Below are 20247 nucleotides of genomic sequence, written 5' to 3'. Positions count from 1 at the left end.
AGGAAGCTGCATGATTTGTTTCGCTCTGTTAGCTCACGAGAACGAACCTGCGCTTCGCCAACAAATTAGGAATCTTCGCAAGTATAACCCGAATGCTTTTATCGTTCTCTATAACGGCGGCACCGACAGGAGCTTCGGCAAAGAGGTATGCCAGAGCGAGCACATCCTCTACTGTCCATACAGCAGACCCCTACGCAGAGGACGGACCGGAAGATTCTTCTATGACGTCATGAGATGGCTGGAAGATACCCGGATTCCATACGAGTATTTAGTCTATACCGAGTATGATGTGATGTTCATTCACGACGGATTTGAGTCATTTTTAAGTAATCACATGGAGGACTACGATTGTTTGGTCGAGGCTCTAAAAACAGAGACGACGCCTCACAAAAGCAATTGGACAACGGCTTTGGGCATGTGGAAGGAGTGGGGGCTTTGGCAGCCGTTTTTCCAAAGCAACCACTTCTACGGCACGTTCAACCCGATGCAGGTTTATCGGCATAGTCTGGTGAAGCGAATGCTGGCCAGAGTGAACAAGCCGCTGTTCGAGCAAATTCTTGCCAAAACGGATGTCTTTGCGCTGGGTGAAATCCTGTACATGACGCTTGCTATGCAGAGCGGAGCCAAGTGCCAAGAATATCCCAGCAAAATCAGGCAGTGTTTCCGCTATCGGCCAAATATTTCCTTGCAAGAAATTCAAGCGGCTTCACAGAAATCAGAAGTCATGTTTGCTCATCCCGTCAAAGACGATTCTGTACGCGCTTGGATAAGTTCATTATGATCAAACAGCCAAGGAGGAAACCATGATGAAACAAAGGATTCTGGTTACCGGGGGCGCGGGGTTCATTGGAAGCCACCTGGTGGACTCTCTTCTCTTGGATGATAACTACGAAGTGCTTGTGATCGATAACTTTGATGACTACTATGATCGCAAAGTGAAGGAGAACAACATTCGTAATCACTTGCGCTCACCTAAATACGAACTGGTTGAAGCCGACATTCGGGACAGAGCCGGCATGGACCGCGTGTTCAGCACTTGGAAACCGGACGCCGTTGTCCATTTGGCCGCCAAAGCAGGTGTCCGGCCATCCCTCGAAATCCCGAGCACCTATGTCGACGTCAACCTTGCGGGCACGGTCAATCTGCTGGACGCATCCGTCAAATACGGCGTTTCCAAATTTGTTTTTGGATCTTCGAGTTCGGTTTACGGCTTGAATGACAAGGTGCCGTTCTCCGAAACCGATCCTACCCTGCTCATCGCCTCGCCTTACGGCGCTACCAAAGCTTCTGGCGAAGCGCTGTGCCGCAGCTATAGCCACTGCTTCGACTTGCCAATTGTCGCTCTGCGCTTCTTCACCGTATTCGGTCCCCGGCAGCGACCGGATCTAGCCATACATCTGTTTGCTAAAAAAATAGCAAAAGGCGAGCCCATCTCCCTGTTCGGAGACGGCACAACGAGTCGCGATTATACGTATGTAGCCGATATCGTTGCAGGCATTCGCAAATCTATCGATTTCGACCATCCCGGCTACGAAGTATTTAACCTTGGGAACGACCATCCGACTAGTTTGCTGGGCCTCGTCACCGTCTTGGAGAATGCGATGAACAAAAAGGCAATCATCAACTGGAAGCCGATGCAGATCGGAGATGTCCCACGGACATGGGCCAATTTCGAGAAAGCGCACACACTCTTGGGGTACACGCCATCGACGAGCTTGGAGGCGGGCATTGAGCGCTTTGTGCAGTGGCTGGAGGAACAGCCGGAGGAATGACCGATGGAAGGGTCGCTGGCATAAGCATGCGGTCTTAAAAGTTCAACAAAGAAGCTATCCCTCGGTCATTTGATGACTTTTGGGATAGCTTCTTTTCCTACGGCATGAAGGTTCATGCGCCTTGGCCGAACTGGCCACGCTAGGCGGATTATCTGGATCACTTGTAGTTAGCGCCGATTCCTCCTGATTCCTCCTGCTATTTACTGCAAATGTTCTACTTTTTCCTAATTAACTGGAATTTCTGGGGTTAATATTGCCGAATATACCTACATCACGTCGTCAGCCCACGATTTAGCTGGAGCTTTTCCCGTTATTTCGTTCCTTGCCACTGAGCAGCGCAAATTAACGGTAGTTTTTCCATTTATCTTAGCTGCGTGCGGCGCATTGAGGAACCTGAGGACGCTATTTGCGCCACTCAGGCCCGTTCTACAAATCTTGGGGAACTACAGGGCGTTATTTCTATGTAATTGGCGGAATATCCGCCCGTTGTATAGAAATAACGGATCATAGTTCCCCTCCCGTGCTACAACCTCCGACTCATCTGAGCCGGAACCCCAGCCACTGCTTCCGCCTCTGCCTCTGCTTCTCCCCCCGCTTTACCCAGCTACTTGCGCACCTTCGGCCCGTGTACCTCCATAAGCTGTCCCACTACCGCCAACCCAAAAAGGCCAACCTCATAGTTGGCCTTCACACTACACATATGCTGCTGTTTTCACCCTCATACATACAATTCTTGCAATCGCTTGGCAACATGCTGGAACCCATAGTCGCCTTCCACAAATTTGCGGCCAGCCCTGCCTAATTCATTCGCTTTCGCAGGATCCGTGAAAATGTGGCTGATCGAGTTGGCGAATGCCCACGGATCGGTATAGGCGCTTATGACGATACCATTCTTATGGTTCGTTATGATCTCGGCATTTCCCCCGCGATTTGTCGTAATGATCGGGAGGCCCGCTCCCATGGCCTCGTAGTGTACTCTAGCCAGCGGCTCCTGCCACTGGGAGCTGCAGACGAACACATCCCCCAGCAGATAGATGGAGGGAATCTTGCTTGGAGACACAAAGTTTGTGAACACAACTCTGTCTTTCCCCAGCGAATCGCCAAGCCTTCGCAAATTTGATATATAATCGTCGACCCGGTTATCACTGAACCATTTGCTTCCGACAATGACCAGCACCGCATCGTCATGCTTTTTGATGACTCGCTGCATGGCCTGCAGCAGAACATCCGCCCCTTTGTTGGCGGAAAGCCGTCCAACGAACAACACAACTTTTTTGTTGTCGACGCCGTATTTTTTGCGCAATGCCTTTCTTTCCGCCTGAGCATCTTCACGCCATATGGGTTTGTACTGCTCCAGATTGATGCCAGAGTACACCGTTTTCACTTTACTTGCTGCTTCAGGGAAACGGTCCACGATCGTTTTTCCAATGTAGTTGGAGATGGACATGATGTTGTGGGCTATTTTAACCACATTGCGTCCTTTATCGTCCGGCAGTTTCTCTTTGCGAAACATCTCATTATGGCAGCTCAGAACGACTCTGCTCCCGGGCATAGCTTGATTGATAAAAGGCACATATAAAGGCCGGTTAAACACATGAATAACATCAAAAGTCCGATTGTTAGCCCTCAACTTTTTCAACTCGTTGGCAACATTTATGTGATAATTATTTTTCTCAACCCGAATATACGTCACACCTTTTACTACCTCTCGGTTGCGAAGGTCATTATCTTTTATGCAAAATACCGTTATTTCATGATTCTCACTTAAATAGGGAATAACGCCATCGATGAAAATTTGAATGGCTCCTCCCCTGATGGAAGGAACGGTTAGCATTTCCGTACAAACTAAAGCAATTTTCACCCTGTTCACTCCAATCGTATACGGCTTCATGTGGTCTGATATAGACTCGATAGCCTCTGCGCATACTTCTCAAAATTGTAACGATCCGTAATCAACTTCCTGTTCTCGCGTCCTATTCTGATGCGTTTCTCGCGGTTGCTTAATAACATGATGATGGCCTGAGCATAAGCTTCTGGTTCTCTATAGAGATCAATGATATAACCGTTTCTCTCATTCGAAACAACCTCGGGATTTCCCCCTCGATTCGAGCTGATGATCGGTATGCCGGCTGCCATAGCTTCATACTGAACTCTTGCGAGCGGCTCCTGCCACTGGGATGGACAAACAAGCACATCGCTCATCGTATAATAGTTAGGGAGCCTGTCTACCGGTATAAAATTGGTAAAATAGATAAAAGAGGACACAGACAAAGCTCTTCTTCGAAGCTTCGTGACATAATTGCTAATGGTCCGGTCACCATACCACTTACTCCCTATGATCACTAGTGCTGTTTTCGGACACTTTCTGATAACGAGCCTCATGGCATTAATCAGATGATGACACCCTTTTTTGGGGAGCAGCCTGCCGACAAAGAGGACGACATGGTAGCCAGGCGGGATACCCAACTCTCTCTTTAACTTATCGGCAATCTTTTTACCTTCCATGGTGAAATGAGGCGTAAATCGCTTAGGATCTTCTCCCGTATAGAGCGTAGTGATTTTGCTGCTGACTGTAGGAATGGCTTTGATAATGTCCTGTGCAACGAATTTACTGACGGTAATGAGATGGTCAGCTAATTCGAAAGCGTGACGTGCAGCCTGATCCTGAATTTCGTGATTGATTAATAAGTTGTGAAGCGATAAATAAACACGGGTAGTCGGAACGGCTCTCTTCATTTCTTCAACCCAATTCGGTCTATTAAATAATTGAACTACGTCAAATAATCGTTTTTCACAGAAGCTCAGCACATCATTGAAATAACTGGATTGGTCATATCGAATAAATCTCACACCATTCATCCGTTCATCATTGCTAAGCGAGGGATCCTGTATCGAAAAAACCGTAACCGAGTGACCCAATTTGCTTAAGTAGGGAGCCATGCGATCAATCAATAACTCAATCGCTCCGCTTTTGATCGGTGGACACGGCAGAGAATCCGGGCAGATTAAGGCAATTTTCATGAAAGTCCTCCTTTCGTAGACGAATGCCATTTAGGGTTATTCTCTATCCTATTCTTCAAGACGCATAAATGATTGTACATATCCAAAAAAAGCTCCGCGAATTACACAAAAAAGGATCACGCCTATTAGACGCAATCCTTATCAAGGAAGTCATTACCCTTTTGTTCCTATGGAAATCCAGTTAATAATCCCGTACGCATCTGGTGAAAAACGGGAACGCACAATGATCATTTGCGCTGAATTCGTTTGTTTTTGTTTGATAACGGCATAACACGAAGGATGACTTGTTGTCGCTGTGATTACATAGTTAACATCAGCATACGGTTCATCAAAGAGTAACGTAACTTCGACGATTTCGTCCTGCACTTTTAATTCAAAAGGAACTAGCCCGAATTGTTGCAAAGCCGTCTGCTTCGCCACAGGAACATGCACAGTATTAAAGCTAAGCTTGCTTTCATCCACACTGCCAGCTGCCAGCTTTGTACCTTCGACTGCCCCTTCAGCCAGATGTTCCCCATGAACAGCGCCAGCGATGATTTTACTGCTGTCCACACTGTTTGGCGACAGATGGAAGCTGCTAATGGCGCCAAAAACCAACTTGCTGCCGTCTACACTGCTTGGCGCCAGCTTGCCGCTATCCACACTGCTATTCGCCAGTTTGGAACTGTCGATGCTGCCTGCTCCAAGATGGAAAGCGCTAATCGAGCCAGGAGCCAGCTTGCTGCCATCGATACTGTTTGCTCTGAGCTTGGCGCCATCTAGTGCACCCGCTGCCAGATGCTCGCTGCTTACCGAGCCTGCTGCCAGAATGCTGCCATCTATGCTGCCTGCCGCCAGCTTCGAGCCACTGAGTGCGCCGTCTGCCAAGTGGTCTCCCGTTACTGAGCCAAGTGCTAACTTACTGCTGTCTACGCTATTCACAGCCAGTTTACTGCTGTCGATCGCGCCATCCGCGATATGACTGCTACTCACTGCGCCAGTTGTCAACTTGCTGCCATCGATACTGCTTGCTTGGAGCTTGCTGCCATCTAAAGCACCTTCTGCAAGATGCTCGCTGCTTACGCAGCCAGCTGCTAGTTTGCTGCCGTCCACGCTGCCGGCGGATAAATGATAGCCGATGATCGCGTTCGGGGCTAATTTGCTGCCGTCAATACTGCCCGCCGCCAGTTTCGCGCCAAACAATGCACCGTCAGCCAAATGATCTCCTGTGACTGCGCCAGGGGACAATTTACTGCTGTCTACACTGTTCGCAGCCAGCTTGCCGCTGTCAATCGCACCATCTACGATATGGCTGCCATTCACGGAGCCAGCTGTCAGCTTGCTGCCATCGACACTGCCGGATGCCAGCTTCACCGCATCCACTACGCCGTCTGCGAGATGATAGTTGCTCACCGCACCAGCTACCAGCTTGCTGCCATCCACACTGCCCGTTGCCAGCTTCGCGCTAGTCACTGAGCTAGCACTTAGGTGCTCGCTGTTCACAGCGTTTTCCACAAGTTTGCTGCCGTCCACGCTGAGTGCCGCCAGCTTGCTGCCGTTCACTGCACCTTGTGCGATGTGATCGCTGTTCACTGCACCAGACACCAGCTTGCTGCTGTCCACGCTGCCAGGTGCCAACTTCGCTCCGCTGATCACTCCGTCAACCAGGTGATCTGTTTTTACAGCACCGACTGCCAGCTTAGAGCTAACTACACTGCTGTCTGCCAGCTTTGACGCATCAACAATCCCTGCAACTAGATGACTTCGAAGTACAGCCCCTTCAGCGAGCTTCGTGGAGTCAATGACACTGTCCGCCAAATGCTCCCGTTGAATGGCGTTTGGAACCACCTTGCTGCCATCTACGCTGCCTTTCGCAAGCTTGATGCCATCAATCGCTCCATCTACGATGTGCTCATGATTCACAGCGCCTGCGGTCAACTTGCTGCTGTCCACACTGCCTGTCGCGAGCTTCGCACCATACACCGAGCTATCCGCAAGATGATAGTTGCTAATCGCACCAAGACTCAATTTCGTGCCATCTACGGAATTTGCCGCAAGGTTGTCGTTCTCGACCGCACCAGCTGCCAGATGCTCACTTGCGATAACGCCAAGTCCGAGTTTCGCTCCGCTAACTGCGCCATCAGCCAGCTTATCGCCAGTCACAGCACCCGCTGTCAGCTTAGCGCTATCCACGCTTTCCTTCGCCAGCTTCGTGCTGGTCACAGCTCCGTCAGCAATATGCTCGCTGTCAATCGCCCGTGCAGCCAGCTTCGCGCTGCTGATCGCGCCATCAGCCAAATGCCTTGAGCTGAGCGCACCAGCTACCAGTTTGCTGCCATGGATGCTCTCATTGGCCAGCTTCGCAGCAGTGATTGCACCGTCAACAATATGCTCGCTGTGGACAGATTTACTAGCGATTTTGCGACCCGTTACGCTGGAGTCAGCCAGTTTAGCTTCTATAACGGCTTGCTCGCCTAGTTTGCCAGTCGTTACGGCTTGCTCCTGCAAAGCCCTCGCCGAGATCGCTCCAGGCTGCAGATGCTGCGCGCCGACTGCGCTATTCGCCAGCTTATCGTCGGTGACTGCCCCTTTCGCAAGGGTTTCTCCAGTAATGGATTGCTCCATTAACTTCGTTCCATCCAAGCTCCTGTCAGCAAAAATATTAAGAGTAATCGAACCTTGCGCCAGGTGCTGGGACGAAATCGACCCAGGCTTAACGTGGCTGCCATCAATACTATTTTCTTGCAGATGACGAGTTTCAATGCTCATGGAAGCAATTTTCGTACCGGTCACAGCTTCTTCAGCGATTTTGCTTGTTGTGATCGTTTGATCCTGCAAATGCTGAGTCGTAACCGCCTCTTCCGCAATGTGATCACGTTCAATCGCAGATTCCCCGATCAGTTCAGCGCCAATCACACCACTCCCGATATGCTCCGAACGGATAACGCCCAAGCCCAGCTTCTCACTGGTAACGGCTGCATCTAGCAAGTGTGTAGTTCCAATTGTTCCTGGCGAAACGTGTATCCCAAGTACCGCCCCTTCGGCCAAATGCTCGCTGGCCACGATGCCTTGGTGCAAATGCTCAGCTGTGATTGAACTTGCCGCAAGCTTATCAGAGGTCACGCTGTGCTGCTTCAGCTTCGATGTATCCACACTGCCAGCTGCTAGTAGATCTGTCGTCACAGCTCCCTCTTCCAGTTTGGCGGACGAAACGATCCCATCGGCCAAATGAAGCTGCGTGATTGCACCCTCGCTTATGTGCCTTTCCTCAATGATATTCTCCGTTAAATGGCTTGATGTAATGGACTGATTTTGCAGTTTCGAGCTAGAGACAATGTTATCAGCCAAATGCCAGTTTTGAATCACTTGCTGCCGGATATGTTTGCCCTCAACGGTGGCTTCAACCAGCTTCGAGGAAGTGATCGACTCATCCTGCAGCTTTGCATTTGAAATGCTGTTATTAGCGAGATGTCCGCTCTGAATTGCCTGTTGCTGGATATGTTTGCCTTCAATCGAGCCTTCCACCAGCTTCGAAGAGGTAATGGATTCATCCTGCAGCTTTGCATTAGAGATAACATCGTCGGCGAGATGCCCGATTTGAATCGCCTTCGGGAGAATATGTTTATCCTCAACCGCATTTGCTGCTAGTTTGGCTGATGTGATGGAGCCATCCTGAATCAGCTTGGTGTGTACGGCTCCTTCTGCCAGATGCACGGATTGTATCACGCCGGAAGCAAGATGCGTGGTTTGGATGGAACCATCTGCCAGATGCTCCGTGCGGATCGAAGACTTCACGATATGCTTAGCTTCAATCGACAAAGGGGCGATCTTATGATTCGTAACCGCTTGATTAGCCAGTTTTTCCTCTGTGACCGATGCAGGAGCGATTTTATCCTCAGTGATAACATGACTTTCCAGGTGATAACCATCGATTGCGCCATCAGCGATGTGAATGGCTTCAATCTGACCTGGCGCAATACTCCGACTCTGGATGCTTCCATCTGCCAAATGTTCGTTAAAAATGACTTTAGACTGGATATGAACGGAGCAAATGCTCTCATTCGCAATTTTTTCTTCGGTGACGGCTTGATCTCTTAACTTATCCGTCGTAATGGCTGCGTCCATTAGCTTGGCGGTGTCGATGCTGTAATTGGCGATATGTTTGGCTTGCACTGCACTGCTGCGTATTTTCTCAGCTGTAATCGACTGGTCATCAATCAGCTCATTCGTAATAACTAACTCGGATAAATGCTGCGACAGAATGGAGCCGTCCGCCAGCTTAATGGAGTCAATCGTTTGATCGGCGAGCTTATCCGCCGTAATGCTGTTATCCAGCAGTTTACTTCCGGGGATCGATTGATCCTGCATTTTATCACCGGAAATGCTGTGTGGAGCGATATGTTCATCATAAATGCTGTGACCGGCGATTTTATCACGAGTCACGCTAGCTGACGCTAGTTTAGACTGATCGACCGCAAAATCCTTAATAACTTTGGTCCCGATGCTTTGCGGCTTGATTTTACTTTCGTCAACCGAACGACTGGCGATTTTCTCCCATGTTATCGCTTCTTCCACGATATCATCTGTGTAAACTACGGGATTTACGAATTTGCCTGTTTTACGTTCAGAAAGCAGCAGCAATGGAGGCGCAGGCACTGGAGCCTGTGATACACTTACCACCGATGTGGGTTTACTCACTTTGGTCGTCTCAACAATCACACTTTTCGCAGGTGTTGTTTTGGGAGGTATACTTACTTCCACCTGTGCAACCTTTGGACTTGTTTCCGCTTTCTCCTGCTTAACCGGAGCAGGTGAAGGCTGTTCGTTATCATCGAGCCATTTCAACTCATTCGTTCGGGAGTTCACTTTTTGCACATAAGGCCTTGCTCTGTTGCTCTTACGCTTACTCATAGACTCCTCTCCATTCCACATAAATTGGTCATTTGTAACATATTCAAGCTCAATCAGAGATGTACGTTAGCCCTGAAAAATGTGCGGACACCCAGATAAATGGTTACCTCTCCAATTTATGCTTATATAAGTCATACCGCATCTCTGCCGCCTTATCCCATGTGAACAATTGCTCGACCCGGTGAATACCTTGTTCCCCCATGGCTCGTCTCAGCTCTTCATCTGCCAGAAGGCGCAATAAATAAAGGGGCAGATCCGCCTCAATCTTATCCAGATCAACTAAATACCCGACCGTCCCATTCTTAATAACCTCGCCAATCCCGCCTGAGTTTGTTGCTACGACGGGTACTCCAGAAGCCATAGCCTCAATGTTTACAAGTCCAAAAGCCTCTCCCTCCTCGGAAGGCACGGCGACAACGTCCGCAAGATGATACCATTTCGGGATATCGGCGTGCGATGTGTACGGGACAAACTTCACATTCTGTGGCATCTTGCTCCCTTCCCGGTACAATCTTTTCACATAAGCCGTCAATCTCTTAGAGCCATAGAAGGCACCGCCTACTAGAATTAAGACCGCATTCGGCTCAATTTGAATCACGGTTTTCATCGCTTTAAGTAGATGGTGCACCCCTTTTCTTGGGATAAACCGTCCTACAAAAAGAATGATTTTCCGGTTCTCATAGCCGAGCTCTTGCATCTTTTTGGCGCGGGATTCACTCCCCTCTGGGGACCACCTTGACGTAAATTTGGAAACGTCTACGCCCAAATGCTGCGTCACGATTTTATGTGCAGCAGACGGCACTTTCGCCTGCACCGCCTGTTTCAGATAATCACTGTTGACGATAACGACATCCGCCGCGGCTAGGCATACCTTCAAATATTTCTGCGAGATATAAGGCAACGAAATAAATACTTTTGAATGCAGCACCAGACTAATCAAGCATCTTGGAAAACGTTTGCGCAGGTAGAGCACGAAATGCGGTCGATTCTCAACCTGGATGATGCCAGGCTTTCGTATGGCGATTTGCCGAGAGATGGCGGAAATATAGGAACGTGAGCCCCCGTAAGGAACCCTTATATACGTACATCCATCCCGCACTTCACTTCTTGGTTGATACGATGTTCTTCTCCCCAGAACACACACGGGCATAAATTTGACGAGCTTCTCGGCCGTTTTCTGGACAACCTGCTCAACCGAAGAGCTTTTTCCTGAGGGGATGGGAAAAGAACCTGGCGTAACAATGACAACACGCATAGGTCTCTGGCTCACATGTCATTCCCCCTTCCTTCTTCTATACATATGCGGATATACAGGCAAAGTTTGGGCATCTGCCCTCTACTGAAGCAAAAGTATCAGCATCCGTACAAACAAGCTGCACTGCTTTTCCATAAGCTGTAAGGGAGCCTCTATCGCGTCGCGGTGTTTTGGCAAGCCAGTTCCGATGCCAGTTTTTCTGGCGAAAAACTCTAAGCGTATGCTTTCGATGCCAGTTTTTCTGGCGAAAAACTCTAAGCGTATGCTTTCGATGCCAGTTTTTCTGGCGAAAAACTCTAAGGAGTGAAGTAGATGGTAAATCCCTACGTGGGTATATTAGTGAACGATTCCTTATACGCAGGCATTCCCCTAGGGAACACAAAATATGAAGCCATCCATTTTTACAGTGACGCCGGCAGAGAATTTGGCATTACCCCTTGCTATTTCCGCATGCAAGATGTTCACATCCATACGATGAGAGTTCATGCCTACGTGCAAAGAGGAGCTCGATATCTGCGTGAATGGATTGCCTTGCCCAAGATCATTCATAACCGGGCCATTTACTTGGACCATGGTTCGGATCAGGAGTTGGAAACCTGGACACAGCATGGCATTCACGTTTTTAACCGATGGAATCGGTACAGTAAGCTGCAAATTCACGAAATATTGCTGCTCGATGAAACCATTAGACCCCATTTGCCAGGCACCTTCCCCGCCACCCTCAAAAACATGAAAGTCATGATGAGTGCCTACGACTCTATCATTATCAAACCAACGAACTCTAGCATCGGGCGCGGTGTTATGAAAATGGATCGAACCCCCACGGGCTGGCAGCTTGTTTATCCCGCGACACTTAGAATCAGCAATAAAGTCTGGCGGCAGGTCAACTTTCGCAAACAACTGCCTTTAACCCTGCGGCGCAAAATCCAAAGCCGCGCCTATCTCGTGCAGCAGCGCTTGCCTTTGGCTACCCACGACAGCCGCCCCTTCGACTTGCGAGTATCCGTGCAGCGCGGAGCCCGCGGCGATTGGTGTGTGACGGGAATCGTCGCCAAAGTCGCTTCACGCAAGCTGTTCTTGACCAATGTGGCACAAGGCGGCCAAGTGAAAACATTGACGGAAATTTTGGCGGCCGACTATCCGTCTCTGAATTCCCGCGCCGTGTGTGAGCAAATTTCAGAGTTTGCCCTTCAAGTAGCGAAGTTTCTAAGCATGCATTTGCCGCATTTGGCCGATCTCGGACTTGATATCGGTATCACCAAGGATGGCTATCCTTTATTCATTGAATGCAACGGCAAGGATCAGCGGTATAGTTTCCGCGAAGCTAACATGCTGGAAGTATGGAAGGCTACCTACTATAATCCGATGGCTTATGCCAAATATTTGTTGGATGGTGGTACCCCGGTTTATTAGCCCGACAACTGCCCCTATCCCTGTAATGGGAACTATAGTCTGCTATTTCATCTCAAAACAGCCTTTTGGAAAATCGGAGGGAACTAGGATCCGCTATTCCCCCGATTTCAGGCTCCTTGATGGCAAATTCGAGCAAATAGGATCCTGTAGTTCCACTAAAACAGCAAATTGGCCCATTTAGCACAAATAGCGCCCTCTAGTTCCTCTAGTTCCTCTAGTTCCTCTAGTTCTCCACCTCTCGAACTCTCGAACTCTCCATCTGCCCAACGCTCAAAATGACACCACTTTGGTCCCGCTCCTCCCCCAAAATCAAAAAGAGTTCCCCAAGAGTCATAATATGACTGAGGGGCACTCCTTTTTAGTTGTGCTACTTCGTGCTTAGCACTTGCTTCACAGCTTGATTGAGGGCGGCTACATCAACCGCACCGACGCTCTCATCCTTCAGCTTATACTTTTGCTTCAACTTCTGAATTCTCGCCACGCTCTGATCAATCGTTTCCATCGGAATCTGCTTGTCTTGTACAGCTTGTCGCAGCGCCTCAATGACCTTGACAACCTTATTGTAGTCATGTCCAACCATGATGACATTAGCTCCAGCCAAAACTGATTTTACAGCTGAAGCGCCGATATCGTAGTTTTGTTCAATAGCTCCCATCGTCATATCATCGGTCATGATCACGCCTTGGAAGCCCATCTCCTTGCGCAGCAAGTCCGTCATGATCTTCTTCGACATCGATGCCGGGTTCTGCCCGTCCACTTTGGGCAGCAAAATATGGGCAACCATCACAGCATCTGCTTCTTGTTTGAAAGCTTCCGCGAATGGGAGTAATTCAAGCTTACGCAATCTGTCCAAATCATTTTGAACCACAGGCAGCCCTACATGCGAATCGACAGATGTATCGCCATGCCCCGGGAAATGCTTAACGACTGACGTGATCTGCTGATCTCGCAGCCCCTTCATTTCTTGAATGCCCATAGCATTGACTACAGCAGCGTTTGCACCAAATGAGCGATCACCGATCACTGGATTTTTCGGATTGCTGTTAATATCCAGCACAGGAGCGAAGTCAACGTTCAAGCCATACGCTCGAAGCTCTGAACCAATCAAGTTGCCGATGTTATAGGCATACGTTTTGTTATTCGTCTTGCCAATCTCCTGATTTGTTGGCGTTTTCTGGAGCTCATCCGGCAGTCGCGTTACCCTTCCTCCCTCTTCGTCCACACCGATCCAGAGCGGCTGCTTATTTTTGGCATTCTTTTGCTTCAGTTCATTAACTAAGGAAACTAGTTGGCTTGAATCTTTGACATTTGGCTTATATAAAATAATGCCGCCCACGTGGTACGTTGAAATCAACGCTTGGGTATTGGCATTCACGCTGTATCCATCGATGCCAGCCAAGATCATCTGTCCGAGCTTTTCGTCCAGCGACATGCCTGCAGTAGGACTTGAAGGAGTTGGCGTTGGAGTCGGTGCAACCGTAGGGACTGGTGTAGCTGCCGGGGCAGATGCGGAAGGCGTTGGCGCCGGCGAAACAGGCGCAGCTGACGGCGTGTTACCCTTTGGGGAAGATGCACAGCCCATTAAAAAGAGAGATAACGCAGCCGCACACATCATACTCTTGGTATATCTAGACATAATAAGATTCACTCTAATACCTGCCTTTATTCTAAGATTTCCCTATTAGACGATATACGGAATGAAATAGTTACAGATAAAATTGGTGCTGCTACACAGGACTACTCTTTCCTAAGCTCTGTTAACAGACATTTCCACATCAAATAGATGCCATAACATCCCAAATAGGCTCCGCTTAAAAGGAATAATTGGTTGTTGAAAACCGCATGAATATTCGTCATAAATACCGTATCATCCTGCAAAATATCATTAACCGCCATAGCGGAAATGATGCCAAACACATAGGCACTGACTAAGGCAAGTACATGAAACCCAATACGACAGGCTGTGAACATCCAAGCCCCAACAAGCATGCAAGCCGGAATCAAAAACAGAAGTAATACGATCATAATGGACATTTACCAGTTCACCTCATTAACAGCATTGACAAGCATATTTCACCTCAAACAGCCCTCAAACTATTTTTTTAGCCACCTATCTTGCCGTTTCTTCTTCATTCGACAATTGATTCTTTTACCTTTCTGTGGCAAGATTAGCGAAGAACTATTAATAGGGATGTTTGAAGAAACTTGAACGTTGGTCAAAAGCCCGCCTAACCACGAATGAACAGGAGTTAATCTATGTCAAAACCGTTCTTCAAATTGCTAACCGAGCTCTCCTCACGTAAATGGGTATCCCAAGTGACAGGAGCCTTTGCCAGGTCCAGAGCAAGTCGGATGTTCATTCCCCGTTTTGCCCAAACTTACGGTATACGTATTGAAGATGCTGAGAAGCATCTAAAAGATTACAAATCCTTAAATGACTTCTTTACTCGCCGGTTAAAGCCGGGTTTACGTCCGATTCATGAAGACGAGACGCGTGTCGTAAGTCCTGTTGATGCCATGATTACAGGGATCGGGGACATTAAAGATGGCTTAATCGTCAATGTCAAAGGTCAAGACTACACCATCGAGGAGCTGCTTAACCGCTCGCCCCGCACAATTAATTACAAAAACGGCTTCTATTTCGTCTTGTACTTAAGCCCAACCGATTATCACCGCATTCATTCTCCGATTTCCGGGGACATCCTTGAAAAAGAGCACGTGCTCGGCAAAGTATATCCGGTGAACGAATTCGGTCTTCGCCACATGAAGCGAGTACTTAGTCGCAATGAGCGATTAATCACCTTCATCCAGCATCACACAGGTGAAGTTGCCGTCGTTAAAGTCGGGGCGCTGAACGTGAGCTCGATTCAGTACGTCAAGCCGCTTCCCAAAACATTGGAGCGCGGTCAAGAGCTAGCCTACTTCGAATTCGGCTCAACAGTTGTGCTGCTTTTTGAAGATGATATGTTTGAACCTCGCTCAGACCTTAAGCTTGGTTCCAAAGTGAAAATGGGAGAAGACCTCGGCCGTTTCCTAGATAAATAGCGAGAGGAGCGCATCATGGCTGCCATAACAACACCATCTTCCGAATCCAAAAGCTTGCAGGGTGCAGGAGATATTAAACCAACCGTTTATCGGATTCTATTTGCAATCGGCCTTGTCCATTTGTTGAATGACTCTATCCAATCTGTCATTCCCGCCATCTTCCCAATTTTGAAAAGCGAAATGGGATTAAGCTACTCCCAAGTGGGTTGGGTACAGTTCGCCATCAATTTCACGGCTTCTATCATGCAGCCCGTAGTCGGCTTATATTCCGATCGCAAGCCTTCCCCCTACATGCTGCCGATTGGCATGGCGTCCACCCTTACTGGGATGCTGCTGCTAGCCTTCGCTCATTCGTATTGGGTCGTTCTGGTGTCTGTATGCTTTGTGGGACTAGGCTCCGCTGCTTTCCATCCAGAAGGCTCCCGGGTATCCCATATGGCTGCCGGTGGTCGCAAGGGCTTGGCACAATCCATCTTCCAGGTTGGCGGTAACTTCGGCCAATCCTTGGCTCCGGTCATGACCAAATGGATTTTCATACCGCTTGGACTCTTCGGGTCCATATGGTTCACTGGCGTTGCAGCGATTGCGATAGCTGTACAGATGTTTATTGCACGCTGGTACAAAGCCGAGCTTGCTAACTTCCCAGTCAAGCCTAAATCAGCGGTGAAGCGGACTGTCAATCCCGTTCATCGCAAACGTGTCTTTTTCGCCATATACGTATTGATCTTCCTTGTTTTCGTCAGGTCATGGTATGGCGCTGCAATGAGCGGTTACTTCGCTTTCTTCCTGCAAGATAACTACGGCATGTCCATTAACCGTGCGCAGGACTTCATCTTCTTGTTCCTCGCTGCTGGCGCTGTGGGAACATTTTTTGGCGGTCCGATCGCAGACCGCTTCGGTAAGCGCAATGTCATCTTCTTCTCCATGCTGGGCTCAGCACCATTCGCATTACTGCTGCCGCATGTTGGTATTACTTGGTCTTATGTCTTACTTGTCGTCATCGGTGTTATTCTCTTGTCCAGCTTCTCCGTTACCGTTGTCTATGCCCAAATGCTGTTCCCTGGCAAAGTAGGAACCGTATCCGGTCTTATTACCGGACTCGCCTTCGGACTTGGCGGTATTGGTAGTGTCGTTCTTGGAAATCTATGCGACGCAATCGGCACAACGCGTGTGATGGAATTATGCGCGTTCCTGCCGCTTCTCGGCATTCTAACCTTCCTTCTTCCTACTGACAGTAAGTTAAGAGAGTGGACAGCGGAACAGAACTAACACAAAAAACCTTGCACAGCAGACTGGAAACAGCTGCTGTGCAAGGTTTTTTTGTGTGCAGACGCGCTAGTAGACGATTATTTGCAAATAAAGTTCCCCTGTATTTAAGTACCCAGATGACGTGAGATTACTGATCGAGACCCTACAACAAAAAACAGCCCGGTAGACTCCTCAAAAGAGCTTCACCGGACTGCTATTTTCATCATGTTTATTCGTGATGGGAGTCTTGGATCTCGCGTTGGCTGCGACGACGAGCCACACCAGATTCAAAAGCTGCTTCCATGACCGCTTCGCGTACTTTCTCAACAACCGCATGATTGAATACGCTTGGAATAATGTAATACTCACTCAGCTCATCTTCATTCACTACCGAGGCAATCGCTTTGGCTGCTGCAAGTTTCATTTCTTGCGTGATCCGGGAAGCGCGGCAATCCAGCACACCACGGAAAATGCCTGGAAAACAGAGCACATTATTGATTTGATTCGGATAGTCCGAACGGCCTGTTGCCATAACGCGAACGTAAGGCTCTGCCTCTTCTGGCGTGATTTCCGGTGTCGGGTTCGCCATAGCGAATACGATCGGGTCAGTCGCCATTTTCTTCACATCATCTACCTTCAAAACGCCTGGACCAGATAGGCCGATGAAAATATCAGCTCCAGCAATCACATCGGACAAAGTTCCTTTTAGCTCATAAGGATTCGTGTTATTCGCATACCAATCCCATGCGGAATTTGTGTAGCTTTCTCCGCGCACGATTGCGCCTTGGCGGTCTACACCAATGACGTTGGTGACACCAGCAGCTAACAGCATTTTTGTACAAGCAATTCCTGCTGCTCCAATGCCCGTAATAACAACCTTACACGACTCCAACTGTTTGCCCACCAGCTTAACTGCGTTAAGCAAACCAGCAAGAATAACAACCGCTGTTCCGTGCTGATCGTCATGGAATACCGGAATATCCAATTCATTAATCAATCGTTCTTCAATCTCAAAACAACGCGGCGACGAAATGTCCTCTAAATTAATACCGCCGAAAGCAGGTGCGATGGCCTTCACAGTACGAATGATTTCCTCAGTATCTTGTGTGTCTAAGCAAATCGGGAAAGCATCAACGCCTGCCATTTGCTTGAACAACATAGCTTTACCTTCCATAACCGGCATAGCTGCTTCCGGTCCGATATTGCCAAGTCCAAGAACCGCTGTCCCGTCAGAAACGACGGCAACTGTATTACGTTTGATCGTTAATGAGTGCGCTTTGGATGGATCTTCATGAATCGCCATACAAACACGAGCGACTCCCGGCGTATATACACGGGACAGATCGTCCCGATTTTTAATCGGAATCTTCGGAGTGACTTCAATTTTGCCGCCCAAATGCATAAGGAACGTTTGGTCGGATACGTTAATTAACCGTACACCAGGAATACCTTTCAATACTTTAACGATCACTTCGGTATGATCTGGATCGCTAACTTGAACAGTAATATCCCGTGTTGTTGTTGTTTTACTGGCTCGCGTCACGTCAACCGCGACGATATCGCCACCGGCATCGCCTATGGCTGTAGCAATTTTCCCAAACGTGACCTGTTCTTTATGTATTTCCAAACGCACAATCACGCTTGTGCCTCCACCATTTAATCCTGCCATTTAGGGATCACTCCTACAATAAAATGATTAATTGACCACATGTTAGATCATAGCATACTCTGTCAATCCTGCCAAAATCATATTGTTGATTTTATGACATTTTCTGAGACTTGTCGCAGGGCAGCGACGCCTTGGCGTATTTCCTGCTCAGTGAGATGTGCAAAACCGAAGCATGCCCCGGCCTTCCCCGGGGGGATACCGTAGGAGCTGGCGTCGCTCCACGTAATGCCAGCTTTACGGCACTCGGCTGCATAAGCGGCATAGGTGCGGGGGTCCCCCCGCCACCAGCCGAATTGATGCAGCCCCGCGTCACTCTCCACCCACTCGAAGAGGGTGGAGAGCTGCTCCTGCAGCAGCGCTTGCAGGAGCAAGAACTTGCTCGCGTACACCCGCCGCATGCGGCGCAGGTGTCGCTCGTAGCCGCCGCTCGCCATGAAAGCGGCGAGCGAGCGCTGTTCGAGCAGCCCCGAAGGGTGCGGCTCGTATAGCCGCTTCGCGGCCACAAAAGCGTCGTGCAGCGCCTCCGGCAGCACGACATATCCGATGCGCAGGTCCTGCAGCATCGTTTTGGAAAAGGTGCCGATGTAGACCACTCGGCCCTCTTGGTCTAGCACCTTGAGCGGCTCAATCGGCCGCCCGCGGTGCCTGAACTCGCTGTCATAGTCGTCTTCGACGATGACAGCGCCCTGCTCTGCCGCCCAGCGCAGCAATTGCTGGCGGCGCTCTAGACCCAGCACCGCCCCCGTAGGGAACTGGCGGCTGGGTGTCACGAACAGCAGCCGTGCGTTCCACGGCTGCGGGACAAGCCCTTGCCCATCCACCGCTGCGTGGATGGGCACTCCGCCAGCTGCCAGCACAGCGCGGCTGGCGCCTTGGTAGCCCGGTCGCTCCAGGATGACGGGATCACCTTCGTTCACAAGCATTTGGGTCAGCAGCGCGATCGCTTGCATCGACCCGTTAACAATCACGATGCGCTCTGGTGGCGCCTCGATGCCGCGTATTCGCCTTAGGTGCTGTGCGATCGCTTCGCGAAGCGCATAATGCCCCTCGGCGACGTGAGCTTCTACCTGCGGCGACTCTGTTATCCGCCGCACCTGCTCGTACATTCCGCGGTTCCATAGCTCCCGCGGGAATTCATCCAAGTGCGGACGACCCATCACGAACGCAATCTCTTTCCCTAGCTCTTGACCTTGCCCTTGCACTTGCACTTGCACTTGACCTTGCACTTGCTCCTGCCCTTGCTCCTGCTCCTGCCCTCGCCCTTGCACTTGCTCCCGCCCTTGCCCCTGCTCTTGCTCCCGCCCTTGCTCCCGCCCTTGCCCCTGCTCTTGCTCCCGCCCTTGCTCCTGCCCTTGCTCCTGCTCCTGCTCCTGCTCCTGCCCTCGCCCTTGCACTTGCACTTGCACTTGCCCTTGCTCTTGCTCTCTCCTTAACCCATCCGCCTCACAAACCCGCGTTCCCCAGTCCGAAAGCCGAATATCCTTCCCCTCAAACGGTACCTGCTTCTCCTGCACCCCATTATAAACAACATAAGTCCCTCTACCGACATCAGCTTGCAAATAACCCTCAGCAATCAGCATATCGTACACCTGATTAACAGTCCCCCGCGATAACCCATACAAGGCAGCTAATTCACGACTTGATGGCAACTTCGTATCTAGTAGCAGCTTATTCGCGAGTATGTTATCATGCAGGGCATGATACAAAGCCGCATATTTACTCGCATATTTCGCTTGATAGGTATGGTAAGGTATATGAAAATCCATACGTGCTCCCCCTTTGAAACTCCTACTGCCCTCTATTGGTTTTTGTCTTGTCTCTCTTCTCTTCTCTTCTCTTCTCTTCTCTTCTCTTCTCTTCTCTTCTCTTCTCTTCTCTTCTCTTCTCTTCTCTTCTCTTCTCTTCTCTTCTCTTCTCTTCTCTTCTCTTCTCTT

Annotated in this window: 13 protein-coding genes; 5 read left to right on the top strand and 8 right to left on the bottom strand. The window is 49.4% G+C overall.

Features of this window, described 5'->3' with window-relative positions; all coding sequences use genetic code 11:
* Nucleotides 1-10: 10 nt before the first annotated feature.
* Together AC58VC_RS24245 and AC58VC_RS24240 are read left to right on the top strand one after the other, a co-directional pair.
* Nucleotides 11-781 carry a hypothetical protein gene (locus AC58VC_RS24245; RefSeq protein WP_497372172.1) on the top strand — a complete coding sequence of 257 codons (771 nt, stop codon included), beginning with the start codon at nucleotides 11-13 and terminating at the stop codon, nucleotides 779-781.
* 22 nt (nucleotides 782-803) lie between these two features.
* Nucleotides 804-1772 (top strand): GDP-mannose 4,6-dehydratase, encoded by a 969-nt coding sequence (locus AC58VC_RS24240; RefSeq protein WP_497372170.1) that lies wholly within the window; start codon nucleotides 804-806, stop codon nucleotides 1770-1772.
* Between the two features lie 718 nt (nucleotides 1773-2490).
* Here AC58VC_RS24240 and AC58VC_RS24235 read toward each other — a convergent pair.
* The 4 genes from AC58VC_RS24235 to AC58VC_RS24220 form a co-directional block, all read right to left on the bottom strand.
* Nucleotides 2491-3663, bottom strand: a complete 1173-nt coding sequence (locus AC58VC_RS24235) for a glycosyltransferase family 4 protein (RefSeq protein ID WP_497372168.1) — start codon at nucleotides 3661-3663, stop codon at nucleotides 2491-2493.
* On the bottom strand, nucleotides 3660-4793 hold the full coding sequence (locus AC58VC_RS24230) for a glycosyltransferase family 4 protein (RefSeq protein WP_497372166.1): 1134 nt from the start codon (nucleotides 4791-4793) through the stop codon (nucleotides 3660-3662). The genes AC58VC_RS24235 and AC58VC_RS24230 overlap by 4 nt, the downstream gene beginning before the upstream one ends.
* Nucleotides 4794-4946: 153 nt before the next feature.
* The gene (locus tag AC58VC_RS24225) at nucleotides 4947-9683 is read right to left on the bottom strand and encodes a WIAG-tail domain (RefSeq protein ID WP_497372164.1); all 4737 of its coding nucleotides are present in this window, start codon (nucleotides 9681-9683) and stop codon (nucleotides 4947-4949) included.
* 103 nt (nucleotides 9684-9786) lie between these two features.
* Nucleotides 9787-10953, bottom strand: coding sequence for a glycosyltransferase family 4 protein (locus AC58VC_RS24220; protein ID WP_497372162.1), 1167 nt, complete (start codon nucleotides 10951-10953; stop codon nucleotides 9787-9789).
* Nucleotides 10954-11250: 297 nt separating this feature from the next.
* Between AC58VC_RS24220 and AC58VC_RS24215 the strand changes: the two genes are divergently transcribed.
* On the top strand, nucleotides 11251-12351 hold the full coding sequence (locus AC58VC_RS24215; protein ID WP_497372160.1) for a YheC/YheD family endospore coat-associated protein: 1101 nt from the start codon (nucleotides 11251-11253) through the stop codon (nucleotides 12349-12351).
* 367 nt (nucleotides 12352-12718) lie between these two features.
* Here AC58VC_RS24215 and nagZ read toward each other — a convergent pair whose 3' ends face one another.
* Entirely contained in the window at nucleotides 12719-13987 is a 1269-nt protein-coding gene (nagZ, locus tag AC58VC_RS24210; RefSeq protein WP_497372158.1) for a beta-N-acetylhexosaminidase, read from the bottom strand.
* A 101-nt stretch (nucleotides 13988-14088) separates the two neighbouring features.
* A complete protein-coding gene (locus AC58VC_RS24205; protein WP_497372156.1) occupies nucleotides 14089-14376 on the bottom strand; it encodes a transposase in 288 nt (95 codons plus the stop codon).
* A gap of 231 nt (nucleotides 14377-14607) precedes the next feature.
* On the opposite strand from AC58VC_RS24205, the gene asd reads away from it, so the two are divergent.
* Together asd and AC58VC_RS24195 are read left to right on the top strand one after the other, a co-directional pair.
* Nucleotides 14608-15396 (top strand): archaetidylserine decarboxylase, encoded by a 789-nt coding sequence (gene asd, locus AC58VC_RS24200; RefSeq protein ID WP_497372154.1) that lies wholly within the window; start codon nucleotides 14608-14610, stop codon nucleotides 15394-15396.
* Nucleotides 15397-15411: 15 nt separating this feature from the next.
* Nucleotides 15412-16665 (top strand): MFS transporter, encoded by a 1254-nt coding sequence (locus AC58VC_RS24195; RefSeq protein WP_497372152.1) that lies wholly within the window; start codon nucleotides 15412-15414, stop codon nucleotides 16663-16665.
* A 208-nt stretch (nucleotides 16666-16873) separates the two neighbouring features.
* Here AC58VC_RS24195 and AC58VC_RS24190 read toward each other — a convergent pair whose 3' ends face one another.
* Together AC58VC_RS24190 and AC58VC_RS24185 are read right to left on the bottom strand one after the other, a co-directional pair.
* Nucleotides 16874-18313, bottom strand: coding sequence for an NAD-dependent malic enzyme (locus AC58VC_RS24190; RefSeq protein WP_497372150.1), 1440 nt, complete (start codon nucleotides 18311-18313; stop codon nucleotides 16874-16876).
* Between the two features lie 77 nt (nucleotides 18314-18390).
* Nucleotides 18391-20079 (bottom strand): aminotransferase-like domain-containing protein, encoded by a 1689-nt coding sequence (locus AC58VC_RS24185; protein WP_497372148.1) that lies wholly within the window; start codon nucleotides 20077-20079, stop codon nucleotides 18391-18393.
* Nucleotides 20080-20247: the final 168 nt, after the last annotated feature.

The organism is Paenibacillus sp. J22R67 (genome assembly GCF_059692175.1).
Note: the sequence above shows the minus strand (reverse complement) of the source record. Positions and strands in the feature narration are given on the sequence as shown.

Excerpts from the sequence above, each read along its gene's own strand:
- AC58VC_RS24195 (WP_497372152.1), top strand. The coding sequence starts at position 15,412 with ATGGCTGCCATAACAACACCATCTTCCGAATCCAAAAGCTTGCAGGGT.
- AC58VC_RS24245 (WP_497372172.1), top strand. The coding sequence starts at position 11 with ATGATTTGTTTCGCTCTGTTAGCTCACGAGAACGAACCTGCGCTTCGC.
- AC58VC_RS24240 (WP_497372170.1), top strand. The coding sequence starts at position 804 with ATGATGAAACAAAGGATTCTGGTTACCGGGGGCGCGGGGTTCATTGGA.
- AC58VC_RS24205 (WP_497372156.1), bottom strand. The coding sequence starts at position 14,376 with ATGATCGTATTACTTCTGTTTTTGATTCCGGCTTGCATGCTTGTTGGG.
- AC58VC_RS24230 (WP_497372166.1), bottom strand. The coding sequence starts at position 4,793 with ATGAAAATTGCCTTAATCTGCCCGGATTCTCTGCCGTGTCCACCGATC.
- AC58VC_RS24215 (WP_497372160.1), top strand. The coding sequence starts at position 11,251 with ATGGTAAATCCCTACGTGGGTATATTAGTGAACGATTCCTTATACGCA.
- AC58VC_RS24235 (WP_497372168.1), bottom strand. The coding sequence starts at position 3,663 with ATGAAGCCGTATACGATTGGAGTGAACAGGGTGAAAATTGCTTTAGTT.
- asd (WP_497372154.1), top strand. The coding sequence starts at position 14,608 with ATGTCAAAACCGTTCTTCAAATTGCTAACCGAGCTCTCCTCACGTAAA.
- AC58VC_RS24225 (WP_497372164.1), bottom strand. The coding sequence starts at position 9,683 with ATGAGTAAGCGTAAGAGCAACAGAGCAAGGCCTTATGTGCAAAAAGTG.
- AC58VC_RS24185 (WP_497372148.1), bottom strand. The coding sequence starts at position 20,079 with ATGGATTTTCATATACCTTACCATACCTATCAAGCGAAATATGCGAGT.
- AC58VC_RS24190 (WP_497372150.1), bottom strand. The coding sequence starts at position 18,313 with ATGGCAGGATTAAATGGTGGAGGCACAAGCGTGATTGTGCGTTTGGAA.
- nagZ (WP_497372158.1), bottom strand. The coding sequence starts at position 13,987 with ATGTCTAGATATACCAAGAGTATGATGTGTGCGGCTGCGTTATCTCTC.